Annotated in this window: 10 protein-coding genes; 9 read left to right on the forward strand and 1 reads right to left on the reverse strand. The window is 48.0% G+C overall.

The features are described 5' to 3' along the window. Window positions 1-98 precede the first annotated feature (98 nt). Window positions 99-593: a gamma carbonic anhydrase family protein gene (locus HMPREF9140_RS07150; protein ID WP_006952969.1), complete on the forward strand. Its 495-nt coding sequence runs from the start codon at window positions 99-101 to the stop codon at window positions 591-593. A gap of 187 nt (window positions 594-780) precedes the next feature. Further along, complete coding sequence (gene thrS, locus HMPREF9140_RS07155) at window positions 781-2,730, forward strand: threonine--tRNA ligase (protein WP_006952970.1); 1,950 nt, start codon at window positions 781-783, stop codon at window positions 2,728-2,730. A gap of 74 nt (window positions 2,731-2,804) precedes the next feature. On the opposite strand, the gene yihA is transcribed toward thrS, so the two are convergent. Next, window positions 2,805-3,407 carry a ribosome biogenesis GTP-binding protein YihA/YsxC gene (gene yihA / locus HMPREF9140_RS07160; protein ID WP_006952971.1) on the reverse strand — a complete coding sequence of 201 codons (603 nt, stop codon included), beginning with the start codon at window positions 3,405-3,407 and terminating at the stop codon, window positions 2,805-2,807. Between the two features lie 305 nt (window positions 3,408-3,712). Between yihA and aspS the strand changes: the two genes are divergently transcribed. The 7 genes from aspS (at window position 3,713) to HMPREF9140_RS07200 (ending at window position 15,642) form a co-directional block, all read left to right on the forward strand. After that, window positions 3,713-5,473, forward strand: a complete 1,761-nt coding sequence (gene aspS / locus HMPREF9140_RS07165) for an aspartate--tRNA ligase (protein ID WP_006952972.1) — start codon at window positions 3,713-3,715, stop codon at window positions 5,471-5,473. Next, window positions 5,473-6,720 carry a GTPase HflX gene (hflX, locus tag HMPREF9140_RS07170; RefSeq protein WP_006952973.1) on the forward strand — a complete coding sequence of 416 codons (1,248 nt, stop codon included), beginning with the start codon at window positions 5,473-5,475 and terminating at the stop codon, window positions 6,718-6,720. The genes aspS and hflX overlap by 1 nt, the downstream gene beginning before the upstream one ends. A gap of 17 nt (window positions 6,721-6,737) precedes the next feature. Beyond that, window positions 6,738-8,591, forward strand: a complete 1,854-nt coding sequence (locus HMPREF9140_RS07175; RefSeq protein WP_006952974.1) for a DUF4954 family protein — start codon at window positions 6,738-6,740, stop codon at window positions 8,589-8,591. Window positions 8,592-8,985: 394 nt separating this feature from the next. Continuing rightward, window positions 8,986-11,901, forward strand: a complete 2,916-nt coding sequence (locus HMPREF9140_RS07185) for a M16 family metallopeptidase (RefSeq protein ID WP_006952976.1) — start codon at window positions 8,986-8,988, stop codon at window positions 11,899-11,901. An 89-nt stretch (window positions 11,902-11,990) separates the two neighbouring features. Beyond that, window positions 11,991-13,637 (forward strand): fumarate hydratase, encoded by a 1,647-nt coding sequence (locus tag HMPREF9140_RS07190; protein ID WP_006952977.1) that lies wholly within the window; start codon window positions 11,991-11,993, stop codon window positions 13,635-13,637. 14 nt (window positions 13,638-13,651) lie between these two features. Further along, the gene (locus HMPREF9140_RS07195; protein ID WP_006952978.1) at window positions 13,652-14,974 is read left to right on the forward strand and encodes an alpha-L-fucosidase; all 1,323 of its coding nucleotides are present in this window, start codon (window positions 13,652-13,654) and stop codon (window positions 14,972-14,974) included. Further along, window positions 14,971-15,642 (forward strand): copper homeostasis protein CutC, encoded by a 672-nt coding sequence (locus HMPREF9140_RS07200; RefSeq protein WP_006952979.1) that lies wholly within the window; start codon window positions 14,971-14,973, stop codon window positions 15,640-15,642. Before HMPREF9140_RS07195 ends, HMPREF9140_RS07200 begins: the two co-directional genes overlap by 4 nt. The last annotated feature ends 169 nt before the right edge of the window (window positions 15,643-15,811 follow it).

Genomic DNA, 15,811 nt, shown 5'->3' on the forward strand with positions numbered 1-15,811 from the left:
CAACCTGGAAACACTGTTTCTAGCGAGTTTCAAAACAGAATCAGACTGGAGCACCACGCTCTTGATATTTCAAAAATGTAAATACACAAACAACAAACATGGCACTCATTAAATCAGTAAACAACCAATCGCCCACATGGGGCGAACGGTGTTATTTTTCAGAAAATGCAACCCTAGTCGGCAACATCACCATGGGCAACGACTGCTCCGTTTGGTTCGGCGCCGTACTTCGAGCCGACGTCGACGGAATAACTATCGGCTCACGTGTGAATATACAGGATTTAGCCTGCATTCATCAAACAAAAGGTTCTCCTGTGGTACTCGAAGACGACGTGAGCATCGGTCATTCAGCCGTTGTTCACGCCGCTACCATTCGTCGTGGCGCGTTGATAGGAATGAACGCCGTAGTGCTCGACAATGCCGAAATAGGCGAGAACTCAGTTATAGCCGCCGGAGCCGTTGTTCTGCACGGCACTAAAGTTCCCCCCAACGAAATATGGGGCGGTATTCCAGCCCGCCGAATCAAAGCCGCCGCCCCCGGACAATCGCGTACTTTTTCCGAACACTATCTGGAAATCAAAGATTGGTATTAGTATTGTCGCAATCCCCAGTTAAGCGCCGGCACACACCAAACCTTTTAGCAAGAATCTCTGTTCGGTACAGATTCCTCCTATCCAACGGTACGACAGAAAATAGAGATAAATCTAGAAGCAATTAATCGTGAACATCTACTTATAAGTAACTTTGCCACACTTTGATTTATAAAAACTAGTTTGTATTATGGTTAAAATCACTTTCCCGGACGGTTCTGTACGCGAATACGAACAGGGCGTAACCGGTTATCAAATCGCAGAGAGCATATCGCCGGCTCTCGCCCGCGACGTTGTATCTTGCGGGGTGAATGGCGTAACGACAGAGTTGAATCGACCGATTAATGAAGACGCAACTATCGCACTTTATAAATTCGGCGACGATGAAGGTAAACACACCTTCTGGCACACATCGGCACACCTGCTGGCCGAAGCGTTGCAGGAACTCTATCCCGGAATCCAGTTCGGATTCGGACCAGCCATCGAAAACGGATTCTTCTATGATGTTATGCTGGCTAACGGACAATCGATTTCGGAAAACGACTTCCCGAAAATCGAAGAAAAAATGCGCGAACTGGCCAAAAAAGACGAACCAGTGGTGCGCCGAAACGTAACCAAAGCCGACGCAGTGAAAGAATTCACAGCCGACGGACAGGAATACAAAGTAGAACACATCGTAGAAGACCTTGAAGACGGAACAATATCAACCTACACACAAGGACGCTTCACCGACCTTTGTCGAGGGCCACATCTCGTGTCGACAGGCGCCATCAAAGCCATCAAAATAACCAGTGTTGCCGGTGCTTTCTGGCGAGGAGATGCTAAACGCGACCAACTCACGCGAATCTATGGCATAACCTTCCCGAAGAAAAAAATGCTTGACGAATATCTCGTGATGCTCGAAGAAGCTAAAAAGCGCGACCATCGCAAAATCGGTAAAGAAATGGAACTCTTCATGTTCTCCGAACGTGTTGGAAAAGGACTGCCCATCTGGCTGCCAAAAGGAACCCAGGTGAGACTTCGATTACAAGAAATTCTACGCAAAATTCAGCGCCCCTACGGCTATCAAGAAGTAATAACACCCGGTATCGGCGGGAAAAGTCTCTATATCACTTCGGGACACTATGCACATTACGGCAAGGATTCGTTCCAGCCCATCCACACGCCCGAGGAAGACGAGGAATATATGCTCAAACCGATGAACTGCCCGCATCACTGTGAAATCTATTCGCACAAACCACGGTCGTATAAAGACCTGCCAATGCGCATAAGCGAGTTCGGAACCGTTTTCCGCTACGAAAAGAGCGGCGAACTGCATGGACTCACCCGCGTTCGCACCTTCACACAAGACGACGCCCACATATTCGTGCGTCCCGAACAAGTTAAAGCCGAATTTGAAGATGTGATAGACATAATCCTGAAAGTGTTCAGAACATTCGGGTTCGAAGACTATGAAGCGCAAATCTCCTTGCGCGACCCGAAAGATAAAGAGAAATACATCGGAGACGACGACGTGTGGGAAGAAAGCGAAAATGCCATCAAAGAAGCTTGCGCCGAGAAAGGCATAAACGCCCGCATTGAAATCGGCGAGGCCGCATTCTATGGCCCAAAGCTCGACTTCATGATTAAAGACGCTATCGGGCGGCGTTGGCAGCTCGGAACAATCCAAGTAGACTATAATCTTCCGCAAAGATTCAAGCTCGAATACACCGCCGAAGACAATTCGAAGCGTACGCCGGTAATGATTCATCGCGCACCGTTTGGGTCACTCGAGCGATTCACCGCCGTATTGATTGAACACACCGCCGGTCATTTCCCGCTTTGGCTCACACCCGACCAGGTAGCCATTCTGCCCATATCCGAGAAGTTCAACGATTATGCACGCCAAGTAAAAACTTATTTCGACGAGCAGGATATTCGTTCCTACATTGACGATCGCAACGAAAAAATCGGTCGTAAGATTCGTGACAACGAACTTCGTCGCACACCCTACATGCTCATCGTAGGCGAGAAAGAAGCTGCCGAAAACTCCGTATCGATGCGTAAACAAGGCGGAGGCGAACAGGCCAGCATGCCCATGGAAGAATTTGCAAAGCGAATCTTAGCCGAGGTAGCCGAACAACTCGGAAAGCTCGACTAACGAATCCCTTCCTACATACAAAAGGTGCCCGCAACTGCTTGCGAGCACCTTTTTATTTGTCTGCTTAACGATACTTATGTGGGAAGATTGTGCATAATGTCGTCGAGATAATTTAGTAGCTCGTCGCGCCCGGTTTTGTTGGTTGCCGACGTAATGAAATGCGGCGGATATTCCTCCCATCCATCGTCAAGAGCTTTCAGCCAAGCCTGTGCATTTGCGTTAGCCTGTCCCGGCCTCAGTTTATCGGCTTTAGTAAAGATAATCGAGAAGGGAACGCCGTTCTTGCCGAGCCAATCTATGAATTCGCGGTCAATTTTCTGTTGTTCATGGCGAATGTCTATAAGCACAAATACGTTCACAAGCTGCTCACGATGCAAAATATATTGAGCAATCATCTGTTCGAGTTTATTGCGCATCGACTTCGAATTACGGGCATATCCATAGCCCGGGAGGTCAACCAAATGCCACTCGTTGTTTATCAGGAAATGGTTTATCAGAAGCGTCTTTCCCGGCATAGCCGACGTTTTGGCTAATCCTTTATGGTCGCAAAGCATATTTATCAGACTCGATTTGCCAACGTTCGAGCGGCCTATGAAAGCAAATTCAAGCCCGGAATGTTGCGGGCACTTCTTGAAATCGGGAGCGGAGATGATGAATTCGGCCTTTTTAATAATCATGATGGAATAAAAAAGATGTTTCGCCTGCAAAGGTAATATAACGTAGGTTCGGTTTAAGAGAAATTTCTAATCAAGCGATATAGCGAGTGTAGAAGCTTCCTAGTATCTATCCGAATGCTAGCTTCCGAAAAAAAAATTGCTTTTGCATCACAAAGTATGAGCAGTCAGAAAATCAATTATTCCGACCGGGCAAAATATCAATAAAAAGCAGACTTATTTGTTCGAAATAACGTGAATAAAGGTTACTGCAAAAGTTATTACCTTTGTGGCACACATAAAACCAATAACGTTTACAACTTAAAAATATGTATCGCACAAATACTTGTGGTGAACTTCGCATAACCAACATCGGCAAAAAAGTAACGCTCGCCGGATGGGTGCAGCGTTCACGAAAAATGGGTGGAATGACCTTCATCGACTTGCGGGATAGATATGGAATCACGCAACTCGTGTTCAACGAAGCCGACAACGCCGAACTTTGTAATGAAGCCAATAAACTAGGACGAGAATATTGCATTCAAATAAAAGGCAACGTAAACGAACGACAAAACAAAAACGACAAAATACCAACGGGTGACATCGAAATCATCGTGAAAGAACTGAAAGTTTTGAGTACGTCACTCACCCCGCCATTCACGATTGAAAATAACACCGACGGCGGCGACGACCTTCGGATGAAATATCGCTATCTGGACCTGCGTCGGCCCGCAGTTAGAGACTGCTTAGAGTTACGCCACAGAATGACGATACTAATTAGAAATTTCCTGGATTCAAAAGATTTCATCGAAGTGGAAACACCTATCCTCATTGGTTCAACGCCCGAAGGAGCACGCGATTTCGTTGTTCCGTCGAGAATGAATCCAGGACAATTTTATGCTCTTCCGCAGAGTCCGCAAACTTTAAAACAACTATTAATGGTTGCCGGATTCGATCGCTATTTTCAAATTGCAAAATGTTTCCGCGACGAGGATTTGCGAGCCGACCGTCAGCCGGAGTTCACCCAAATAGACTGTGAGATGTCGTTTGTTGACCAAGACGATGTGATAAACATATTCGAGGAAATGGCACGCCATCTTTTCAAAGAAATACGTGGCGTGGAGATTCCAAAACTGGAGCAGATGCCATGGAGCGAAGCTATGAGAAGGTTCGGTTCGGACAAACCCGACCTACGTTTCGGAATGGAGTTCGTTGAACTGATGAACGATTTCAAAGGCGTGGCCGACTTCCCTATATTCAACGAAGCAGTTTATATCGGCGGAATCGTTGTTCCCGGGTGCGCTGATTATAGTCGTAAACAACTCAATGAGCTCGCCGACTTCGTCAAACGGCCGCAAATAGGCGCGAAAGGATTAGTCTATGTGAAATACGGTAGCGATGGAAGCATAAAAAGTTCAATTGATAAGTTCTACACCACAGACCAACTGAAGAAAGTGAAACAAACCGCCGGCGCAAAGGATGGTGACCTGCTGCTGATTCTCTCGGGCGACAATATAAACAAAACACGGATTCAACTCTGCTCGCTACGACTCGAAATGGGCGACCGACTCGGATTACGCGACAAGAATATCTTTAAATGTCTTTGGATTGTTGATTTCCCTCTATTCGAGTGGAGCGACGAAGAGCAGCGGCTCATGGCCACGCATCATCCTTTCACGATGCCCAATCCCGATGATATACCTATGCTCGACGAACATCCCGAGCAAGTACGCGCAAAAGCCTACGACTTTGTTTGCAACGGAGTTGAACTTGGCGGCGGTTCGTTGCGTATTCACGATACCAACCTGCAAGAACGAATGTTCGAAGTATTAGGGTTCACGCCCGAACGTGCCGAAGCCCAATTCGGATTCCTTATGAACGCATTCAAATATGGTGCTCCTCCGCACGCCGGACTGGCTTTCGGCCTCGACCGATTCGTGAGTCTCCTCGCCGGTCTCGACACAATACGCGACTGCATCGCCTTCCCCAAAAACAACAGCGGGCGCGACGTAATGCTCGATGCTCCTTCTGAAATCGACACAACGCAACTAGACGAACTACAAATCAAACTCCAGCCGAAAGAAGTTTAATGAAAGAATTTGTCATATCCGAGGTTAAGGCCGAAACAGCCGTACTCGTCGGGCTAATAACGCAAGAGCAGAATGAAGCTAAGACGAAAGAATATCTCGACGAACTCGAATTCCTTGCCGATACAGCCGGTGCCGTGACCGTGAAAAGATTCACGCAACGGGTAGGCGGGCCGAGTGCTGTGACCTACGTCGGTAAAGGCAAACTCGAAGAAATAAAGAACTTCATTAAACTGAAAGAAGACGAAGAAGAGCCGATAGGAATGGTGATTTTCGACGACGAACTGTCGGCCAAACAACTCCGTAATATAGAAAATGAGCTAGGCATAAAAATACTGGATCGCACATCCTTAATTCTCGACATATTCGCGATGCGAGCACAAACGGCAAACGCAAAAACACAGGTCGAGCTGGCACAATATCGCTATATGCTGCCGCGGCTGCAACGCCTCTGGACTCACTTGGAGCGACAGGGTGGCGGCTCGGGTTCGGGCGGCGGGAAAGGTTCGGTTGGATTACGTGGTCCGGGTGAGACGCAGCTTGAGATGGACCGCCGGATAATTCTACAGCGTATGTCGTTACTAAAGCAACGCCTGGTTGAAATCGACAAGCAGAAAATAACCCAGCGTAAAAATCGCGGTCGACTAATCCGCGTTGCACTGGTGGGATATACCAATGTGGGCAAGTCGACCATCATGAATCTACTTGCGAAGAGCGAAGTGTTTGCTGAAAACAAACTCTTCGCAACACTTGACACAACCGTGCGCAAGGTGGTTGTCGAGAATCTACCCTTCCTTCTAGCCGACACGGTTGGATTCATTCGCAAACTACCAACCGACCTTGTGGATTCTTTTAAATCCACACTCGACGAGGTGCGCGAGGCCGACCTTCTGCTACATATCGTGGACATCTCGCATCCTGATTTTGAGGAGCAGATTCAGGTAGTGAATCAAACTCTCACCGACCTTGATAGCTCAGAAAAGCCTATGATGATTGTGTTCAACAAAATAGACAACTATCATTGGCTAGAAAAAGAACCCGACGACCTTACGCCCCCAACTAAGGAAAACACATCGCTCAACGAACTCAAAAAAACTTGGATGGCACGCGAAGCCGATAACTGTTTATTCATCTCGGCTAAGCAGCGCGAAAACATAGAAGAATTTCGCAGCACGCTATATAAAAAGGTGCGTGAACTGCACGTACAGAAATATCCCTACAACGATTTCTTGTACGATATTGAACAATAAGAAAAAGATTGATTTTTATGGAATACAGAGCATTAACAGAAGAAGAAATTATTGTATTCGAAAACAATAACTGCTGGGCAGAAGACTGGAATCGTGTGAAAGTAGCCGTCGAAGGATTCTTTCCGAAGTTTTTCCATCGCGTGATGTTCTACGGCGACATACGTCTGGGAAGTTTCGAGAAGAACGTCGAGGTAACCAAGGGATTCGTAAAACACTCCGGAATAAACGACGCAACACTCCGCAACGTCATTGTTGGCAACGATTGCCTGATTGAAAAAATAGGAAACTACATCAACAACTACACCATCGGCAACGACTGTCTCATAACCAACATTTCCGTGATGGAAACAACCGAAGGTGCAACTTTCGGCGAAGGCAATTTAATTTCGGTGCTCAACGAGGTAGGTGATGGGAATATGATTCTTTTCCACGACCTCAACAGTCAGCTAGCCGCATTCATGGTTAAACATTTCGGCGATAAAGACCTCAAGAATGCTATTCGCCGGCTCATTTCCGAAGAGATTGCCCGAACGAATCCCGAACGCGGAACACTAGGTAACGGCGTAAAGATTGTCAACACTAAAGAAATAACGAACACCATCATTCAGGATGACTGCGAAATATCAGGTGCAAGTCGATTGAGCGACTGTACCATTCTAAGCACCGGTAAAGCAAGTGTTTACATCGGTACCGGCGTGATATGCGAAAATACCATTATCAGCGACGGTTCGAGCATCATCAACAGCGTGAAGATGCAAGATTGTTTCGTTGGCGAAGCCTGCCAGATTGCAAATGGATTCACAGCTTCGCAAAGCGTATTCTTTGCCAATTCATTTATGGCCAACGGCGAGGCCTGTGCAGCTTTCTGCGGTCCGTTCTCGGCCTCACATCACAAAAGTTCGCTACTCATCGGCGGAATGTACTCGTTCTACAACGCCGGCTCGGGCACCAACTTCTCGAATCATGCCTACAAGATGGGGCCAATGCACTGGGGAGTTCTCGAACGCGGAACAAAAACAGCCAGCGGAGGTTACATTCTCATGCCGGCCACAATCGGCACGTTCTCTGTTTGTTTCGGAAAGCTCATGCACCATCCAAACACGCAGGCTCTACCGTTTTCATATCTCATTGCTGGCGGCGACACCATGTTCCTCGTGCCCGGCCGAAACATAACAACCGTGGGGCTCTATCGCGACATTCGTAAATGGCCCAAACGCGACATGAGACCGCAAGATTCGCAAAAAAGCATCGTCAATTTCGACTGGCTCTCACCTTTCTCGGTTGGCGAAATCCTAAGAGGAAAGAAGATTCTCGAAAACCTACGATTAGCCAGCGGCGACAACGTGTCGACCTATAATTATCACGAGTATGTAATCAACGCATCGAGTCTTCGAAAGGGAATAAAATACTACGACATAGCCCTGCGCATCTATATGGGAGCCGTGCTTAAGCGCGCTCACAAACAGGGATTCTTTGGGAAACCCGAAACCGAAATCGGGCTCGGAAAGTGGAACGACCTCTCTGGACTACTCCTGCCCGAAAGCGAAGAACAAAGAATGATTGCCGACATAAAGAGCGGTTCGCTCGAAACCATTCAGGACGTGCTCGAACGCTTCGCCGAAATAAATCGCAACTACAGGCGCTATCAATGGGCGTGGACATACAGAATGATTCTCGACTACTACGGCATACAGGAAATAACCGAGGTCGACAGCGACCGAATCAAACACGATTACATCGAGGCACGTCGTGCATGGATTGCCGAAATAAAAAAGGATGCCGAAAAGGAATTCGATATGGGCGATGTAGACGAAGAAGTGTTCCGCGATTTCGTGGATAAGCTCGACCACGAGATAGATTTCGAAGAATAGAGGCCCCGCGGAACTTCCGCAAACGAGAATACAAATGGTTTCAGCCTCGCGGAACTTCCGCAAATGAAAATACAAATGGTTTCAGGCTCGCGGAACTTCCGCAAACGAGAATACAAATGGTTTCGGCCCCGCGGAACTTCCGCAAACGAAAATACAAATGGTTTCAGCCTCGCGGAACTTCCGCAAATGAGAATACAAATAGTTTCGGCCTCGCGGAACTCCCGCAAACGAGAATACAAATGGTTTCGGCCCCGCGGAACTTCCGCAAACGAAAATACAGATGGTTTCAGTCTCGCGGAACTTCCGCAAACGAAAAACAAAACTGTTTGGGGGCTTTGCACTGTTGGCAACTCAAAATCAGAATGAATATTCACTTCAAATCAAATTATAAATAATGAAACTATCAATCTTTAGAACAGCATGCCTAAGCATTTTGCTCGTGCTCGGAACTCTAGGAATCCAAGCACAACGCTACACCTACGAAAGCGTACCGGGCGACCCCATGCAGAGTAGAATCTATACTCTGTCGAACGGTTTGAAAATCTATCTCAGCGTGAACAAAGAAAAACCACGCATCCAAACATTCATCGCCGTACGGACCGGAAGCCGAAACGACCCCGCCGAAACAACCGGATTAGCGCACTATCTGGAACACATCATGTTTAAAGGTACAACCCACTTCGGCTCGTCGAACGTAGAAGCCGAACGCCCGTATCTCGACTCTATCGAGCGCCGGTTCGAGGAATATCGTCGCGTAACCAACCCCGCGATACGCAAAAAGTTATATCACCAAATCGACTCCATATCACAGCTCGCAGCCAGATATAACATACCCAACGAATACGACAAAATGATGCACGCCATCGGAAGCGAAGGCACGAACGCCTACACCTCGAACGACGTAACATGCTACACCGAAGACATACCGGCGAACGAACTCGAATCGTGGACAAAGGTGCAGGCCGACCGCTTCCTGAATATGGTTATACGCGGATTCCACACCGAACTCGAAGCCGTATACGAGGAATATAACATCGGCCTCACAAGCGATAGCCGGAAACTGTTCACCGCCCTCATGGCCAAACTATTCCCCACACACCCATACGGAACGCAAACAACCATCGGACTGGGCGAACACCTCAAAAACCCGTCGATTGTGAACATCAAAAACTATTTCAAAAAATATTATGTGCCGAATAATATAGCCATCTGTATGGCCGGCGACCTCGATCCCGACAAAACCGTTGCGCTGATTGAAAAATACTTCGGCGGCTGGAAACCAAGTCCGCACATCGATGTGCCACAATATGCAGCCATGCCCGCAATCACCACACCGGTAGATACAACCGTAGTCGGACAAGAAGCCGAAACACTCTGGATTGGTTGGAGAGCCGAACCCGGAAACTCACTGCAGGCCGACACACTCGAAGTGATAAACCAAATGCTTTGCAACGGACGAGCCGGATTGTTCGACCTGAATCTCGAACAAAAAATGAAACTCCTCTCCGTGAACGACGGATTCGAAGCAATGCACGATTATTCGCTCTTCATAGTAATGGGCTCGCCAAAACAAGGACAATCGCTCGACGAAGTCCGCACACTGCTGCTCGGGGAAATCGATAAACTCAAACGTGGCGAATTTTCAGATGACCTCCTGCCATCGGTTATAAACAACTACAAACGCACGTTCTACAAACAGCTCGACAAGAATAGATTCCGCGCCAACAAATTCGTAAACGCCTTCATCAATAATGTCGACTGGAAACAATCCGTTGGAATGATTGACCGTATCTCACGGTTTACCAAAAACGACATCGTGAGCTTCGCAAATCGTTTCTTCGGCAACAACTATGTTTGCGTCAACAAAGTTCAAGGCAACGACACTACAATCAAGAAAGTAGAAAAGCCCATCATCACACCCATCCCGACAAATAACGATAAGAGCTCGGCTTTCCTCAACGAAATCGTGAACTCGAAACCAGAAGAAATTCAACCACAGTTCATAGATTTCAAACGCGACCTGACGCAAGGTATAACCAAACACGGTTTGCCCATTCTCTACAAACAAAATAAAGAGAACGACCTCTTCAGTCTGCGCCTCGACCTACCTCTCGGAACAGAAAGCGATCCGATGATAAACTACGCTGCCGACTATCTCAATTACCTCGGAACGGCTAAGATGACTAACGAGCAAATCAAACAGGAATTCTACAAAATGGCGTGCGACTACTCCATCAGTCAAGGTGCCGAAAAAGCCTATATAACTCTTAGCGGACTGAATGAAAACCTACCCAAGGCGCTCACTCTGCTCAACGACTTGCTCGAAAACGCCAAGCTCGACCGCGAGGCTTATTCTAAGATGGTTGAACTAATCATCAAATCGCGCAACAACCAAAAAACCAACCAAAACGCCAACTTCAGCGCCCTGTTCAACTATGGTAGATACGGTCTCTACAACTCCGTACTCAACCATCCAAGCGCAGAGAAATTAAAGAATCTCGACCCACAGAGCCTACTCACAATGCTCAAGAATCTGAAGAACTACAAAGCAACCGTCCTCTATTACGGTCCGAGCACGCTGGCCGAAATCGATAAACTCATCAGCAAAACCATCAAAACCCCGAAGAAATTTGCTGAACCTCTTCCCGCAAAGCACTACACTATGCAACCCACCCCGAAGAACGAAATTCTCATTGCGCCCTACGATGCAAAGAACATCTACATGGTGCAATTCCACAACGAAAACACGAAATGGACACCCGAACGTGCGCCGCTCATCGCCCTCTTCAATGAATATTTCAGCGGTGGCATGAACACCATAGTGTTCCAGGAAATGCGCGAATCTCGCGGTTTGGCATATTCGGCCGGCGCAAACTACACAAGCCCATGGCGTCTTAGCGACTACGAGAGCTTCTACACAATGATTATCACCCAAAACGACAAGATGATGGACTGCGTTCGCGAGTTCAACAAACTGCTCAATAATGTTCCTGAACGCCCGGCAAACTTTGAACTCGCAAAGAAAAGTCTCACAAAGAGCCTCGCTTCGGAACGCATAACGAAGTTCCAGATTCTTTCAGCCTACCTTAACGCACAGCGTCTCGGACTCGACCGCACACTAAGCGAAATCATCTATAAAGGAATTCCGGCCCTGCAGCTACAAGATGTCGTTAACTTCGGAAAGAGCAACATGGCCAATAAAACATTCAAATATATCATTCTCGGCGACGAAAAAGAACTCGACATGAAAGGGCTCGAAAAAATAGCCCCAATACATCGCCTCACCACCGAAGAAATCTTCGGATATTAAAATAAAATATTTCATATGATCTGTTTCACACCCGGAAGATTCGTGAGAATCTTCCGGGGAATTTATAAAAACAAACGAACAAGGTATTTATGGTAAAATTCAACTACGCCCCAATGTTTCAAATGGGCAAAGACGAAACGAACTATCGGCTCCTCTCTAAAGACGGAGTGAGTGTTGGAGAGTTCGAAGGTAAAGAGATTCTAAAGGTTAGTAAGGAAGCTCTCACGCTGGTGGCACAACAAGCTTTCCACGATTGTGAATTCATGTTGCGCAGAGCTCACAACGAGCAAGTAGCCGCAATATTGAAGGACCCTAACGCATCAGAAAACGACAAATATGTCGCGCTGCAATTCCTCCGCAATGCCGAAACATCCGTGAAAGGCGTGCTCCCATTCTGTCAGGACACGGGCACGGCAATTATCCACGGTGAAAAAGGTCAACAGGTTTGGACCGGTTTCGACGATGAGGAAGCTCTTTCGCGCGGAGTTTTCAACACGTTCACTGAAGAAAACCTGCGCTATTCGCAGAATGCTCCTCTCAATATGTACGACGAGGTGAATACAAAATGCAACCTCCCCGCACAAATAGACATCGAAGCAACCGAAGGCGCTGAATATCGCTTCATAATGGTTGCGAAAGGCGGCGGTTCGGCCAATAAAACATATTTCTATCCGATGACCAAAGCTACCATACAAAACGAAGGAACACTCATTCCATTCCTCGTAGAAAAGATGAAAAGCCTCGGAACTGCAGCATGCCCACCATATCACATCTGCTTCGTCATCGGCGGAACATCGGCCGAGAAAAACCTACTCACCGTTAAACTAGGTAGCATAAAATATTACGACTCGCTACCAACATCCGGCGACGAAACCGGCCGTGCGTTCCGCGACATCGACCTCGAAAAGAAACTCCTCGACGAAGCCTACAAAATAGGGCTCGGCGCACAGTTCGGCGGAAAATATCTCGCACACGACATCCGTATCATCCGTCTACCGCGTCACGGAGCAAGTTGTCCGATTGGAATGGGCGTGAGCTGCTCGGCCGACAGAAACATCAAGGCTAAAATCAATAAAGACGGCATCTGGATCGAACAAATGGATGAAAACCCAACCGAACTCATTCCCGAAGAATATCGTCAACCGGGCGAAGGAGCCAGAGGAATCGAAATAGACCTCGACAAAGGAATCGACTCTGTTCGTGCCGAACTCACTAAATACCCCGTCTCGACCCGTGTGAATCTTCGAGGCACAATCATCGTTGCCCGCGATATTGCCCACGCTAAACTCAAAGCCCGACTAGACGCCGGCGAACCAATGCCCGATTATTTCAAAAACTATCCTATTCTCTACGCTGGCCCGGCAAAAACTCCCGAAGGGTATCCCTGCGGTTCGATGGGCCCCACAACAGCAAACCGAATGGACCCATACGTAGATGAGTTCCAAGCCAACGGCGCATCGCTAGTGATGATTGCAAAAGGCAACCGCACCCAAGCTGTTACCGATGCCTGCAAAAAATACGGCGGCTTCTATCTCGGAACCATCGGCGGAGTGGCTGCAGTGCTATCGCAAAGCAGCATCAAAAGCATCGAATGTGTTGAATATCCCGAGCTTGGAATGGAGGCAATATGGAAAATAACCGTCGAAAACTTCCCGGCTTTCATTCTCGTCGACGACAAAGGGCACGACTTCTTTAAAGAGCTCAAACCCTGGACGGGATGTACAACCAATAAATAAAAATCAACTTAAACATGAAAGTAAAAACAACTCTTCTCGCTGCGCTGATGCTTGTATCTGCAAACCTGTTTGCACAACAAGCCAACACGCCCGAAAGCACTTACGAACCTACTCCCGAGAATCTAGAAGCACGGAAGCATTTCGCCGACAGTCGCTTCGGAATCTTCCTTCATTGGGGTATCTACAGTATGTTCGCACAGGGCGAATGGTATCTCAACACAGGCAATCTCAACAAGGATGAATATGCCAAGGCTGCCTCCGGATTCTATCCCATCCGATTCGATGCCGACAAATGGGTGAAGGCCTTCAAAGACGCAGGAGCGCGTTACATCACCTTCACAACCCGCCATCACGATGGCTTCTCGATGTATCACACCGCCGAAGGCAAATACAACATCGTGGATGCAACCCCATTCGAGCGCGACGTACTCAAAGAACTCACCGACGCATGCCATCGCGAAGGCATCGATGTTCACCTTTATTATTCTATACTCGATTGGATTCGGCCCGATTATCCTATCGGACGAACCGGACGCAACACCGGGCGCACACTCAAACCCGATTATCCTTCTTACTTCGGATTCATGGAACGACAGCTCAACGAGCTCCTCACCGGCTACGGCGATGTGAAAGCCATCTGGCTCGACGGATATTGGGATCACGATGAAGACAGCATTCCTTTTGATTGGCACATGCCCGACTTGTATCGCTATGTGCACAGCATAAAACCCGAATGCCTCATTGGAAACAATCACCATATCTATCCTCTCGTAGGCGAAGATTTCCAAATGTTCGAACGCGACCTGCCAGGCGAAAACAAATCCGGACTCTCCGGACAAGACATTAGTCTCCTTCCGCTCGAAATGTGCGAAACCATGAACGGAATGTGGGGGTACAAAGTTTCCGATACGAACTATAAATCGGCCAGCCAACTCATTCAGATGATTGTTCGTAGTGCCGCAAAGGGAAGCAACCTCCTTTTGAATATCGGGCCGCAACCCAATGGCGAACTGCCCGAACAATCGCTAGACCGACTAAAAAGTATCGGTCAATGGATGCGCCACAATGGCTCAACTATCTACGGAACCCAAGCCGGCAGTATAGCCGAACAACCCTGGGGAGTGAGCACCGACAAAGCCGACACAACCTTTGTACACGTGCTCAGCAAAGTGGACAACGAAATAAGTTTCCCACTCGCAGCCAAGCCGCGCAACGTCCTCGCATTCGAGAAAAGAACCAAACTACCGTTCAAATACGACAAAAAGAACGCGCTCCTAACCATCAAACTCAACGTGCCCGAAGGAGTGACGGACTATATCATCAGAATCGAAAAATGAAACGAACACTCGAAGTATGCACGGCAAGCATCGCCAGCGTAGATGAAGCCGTGAAAGGAGGAGCCGAACGGATTGAACTCTGTTCGGCTCTCGAACTAGATGGGCTCACTCCCTCTGCCGGCCTGGCGAAATATGTGCACACCACCTATCCAAACCTTAGAATACACGCGCTCATACGCCCACGCAGCGGAAACTTTGTCTATTCGCCCGCCGAACTGCAGGTGATGCTCAGCGACATCGAAATTCTAAGACCTATAGTACACGGAATCGTGAGTGGCGCTCTCCTACCCGATGGTTCAATCGACCGTCAATCAACCACCCAGCTTGTCAATGCCGCCGGTTCGCTACCTTTCACATTCCACCGTGCATTCGATGTGTGCCATGCCCCTCGCGAATCCCTCGAAACTCTAATCGAATTGGGATGCACCCGCGTACTCACCTCCGGTCAGCAACCCACGGCCGAGCAAGGCTCCCAGCTACTGTCTGAACTGGTTACACAATCCGGCGGCCGAATTATTATTCTTCCCGGCGGTGGCGTTAACGCCTCTAACGCCGTTTCGATATTGAATACCACTGGCGCCATCGAAATCCACGGTTCCGCTCGCAACGGCTCGTCCGAAACCGACTCTCACGAAGTTGCCAAACTCCTCGAAAGTATAAATGCATAGCTACGAAATGGCCAATTTGAGGTTAATTGAGCGAGTACAACACCCTTGAGTAAGAGTGTAGTACACCTTTGATGAAGGGTGTACTACACCTTTAGTGAAGAGTGTACTACACCTTTAATGAATAGTGTAGTACACCCTTGACGAAGAGTATCCATTTGTAACACCTTGC

This window comes from Prevotella micans F0438 (assembly GCF_000243035.1).
Taxonomy (GTDB): Bacteria; Bacteroidota; Bacteroidia; order Bacteroidales; family Bacteroidaceae; genus Prevotella; species Prevotella micans.

What these genes read in the sequence shown, in the direction of transcription:
- HMPREF9140_RS07175 (WP_006952974.1), top strand. Translation starts at nt 6,738, where the DNA reads ATGGAATACAGAGCATTAACAGAAGAAGAAATTATTGTATTCGAAAAC.
- HMPREF9140_RS07150 (WP_006952969.1), top strand. Translation starts at nt 99, where the DNA reads ATGGCACTCATTAAATCAGTAAACAACCAATCGCCCACATGGGGCGAA.
- hflX (WP_006952973.1), top strand. Translation starts at nt 5,473, where the DNA reads ATGAAAGAATTTGTCATATCCGAGGTTAAGGCCGAAACAGCCGTACTC.
- thrS (WP_006952970.1), top strand. Translation starts at nt 781, where the DNA reads ATGGTTAAAATCACTTTCCCGGACGGTTCTGTACGCGAATACGAACAG.
- HMPREF9140_RS07200 (WP_006952979.1), top strand. Translation starts at nt 14,971, where the DNA reads ATGAAACGAACACTCGAAGTATGCACGGCAAGCATCGCCAGCGTAGAT.
- HMPREF9140_RS07190 (WP_006952977.1), top strand. Translation starts at nt 11,991, where the DNA reads ATGGTAAAATTCAACTACGCCCCAATGTTTCAAATGGGCAAAGACGAA.
- HMPREF9140_RS07195 (WP_006952978.1), top strand. Translation starts at nt 13,652, where the DNA reads ATGAAAGTAAAAACAACTCTTCTCGCTGCGCTGATGCTTGTATCTGCA.
- HMPREF9140_RS07185 (WP_006952976.1), top strand. Translation starts at nt 8,986, where the DNA reads ATGAAACTATCAATCTTTAGAACAGCATGCCTAAGCATTTTGCTCGTG.
- aspS (WP_006952972.1), top strand. Translation starts at nt 3,713, where the DNA reads ATGTATCGCACAAATACTTGTGGTGAACTTCGCATAACCAACATCGGC.
- yihA (WP_006952971.1), bottom strand. Translation starts at nt 3,407, where the DNA reads ATGATTATTAAAAAGGCCGAATTCATCATCTCCGCTCCCGATTTCAAG.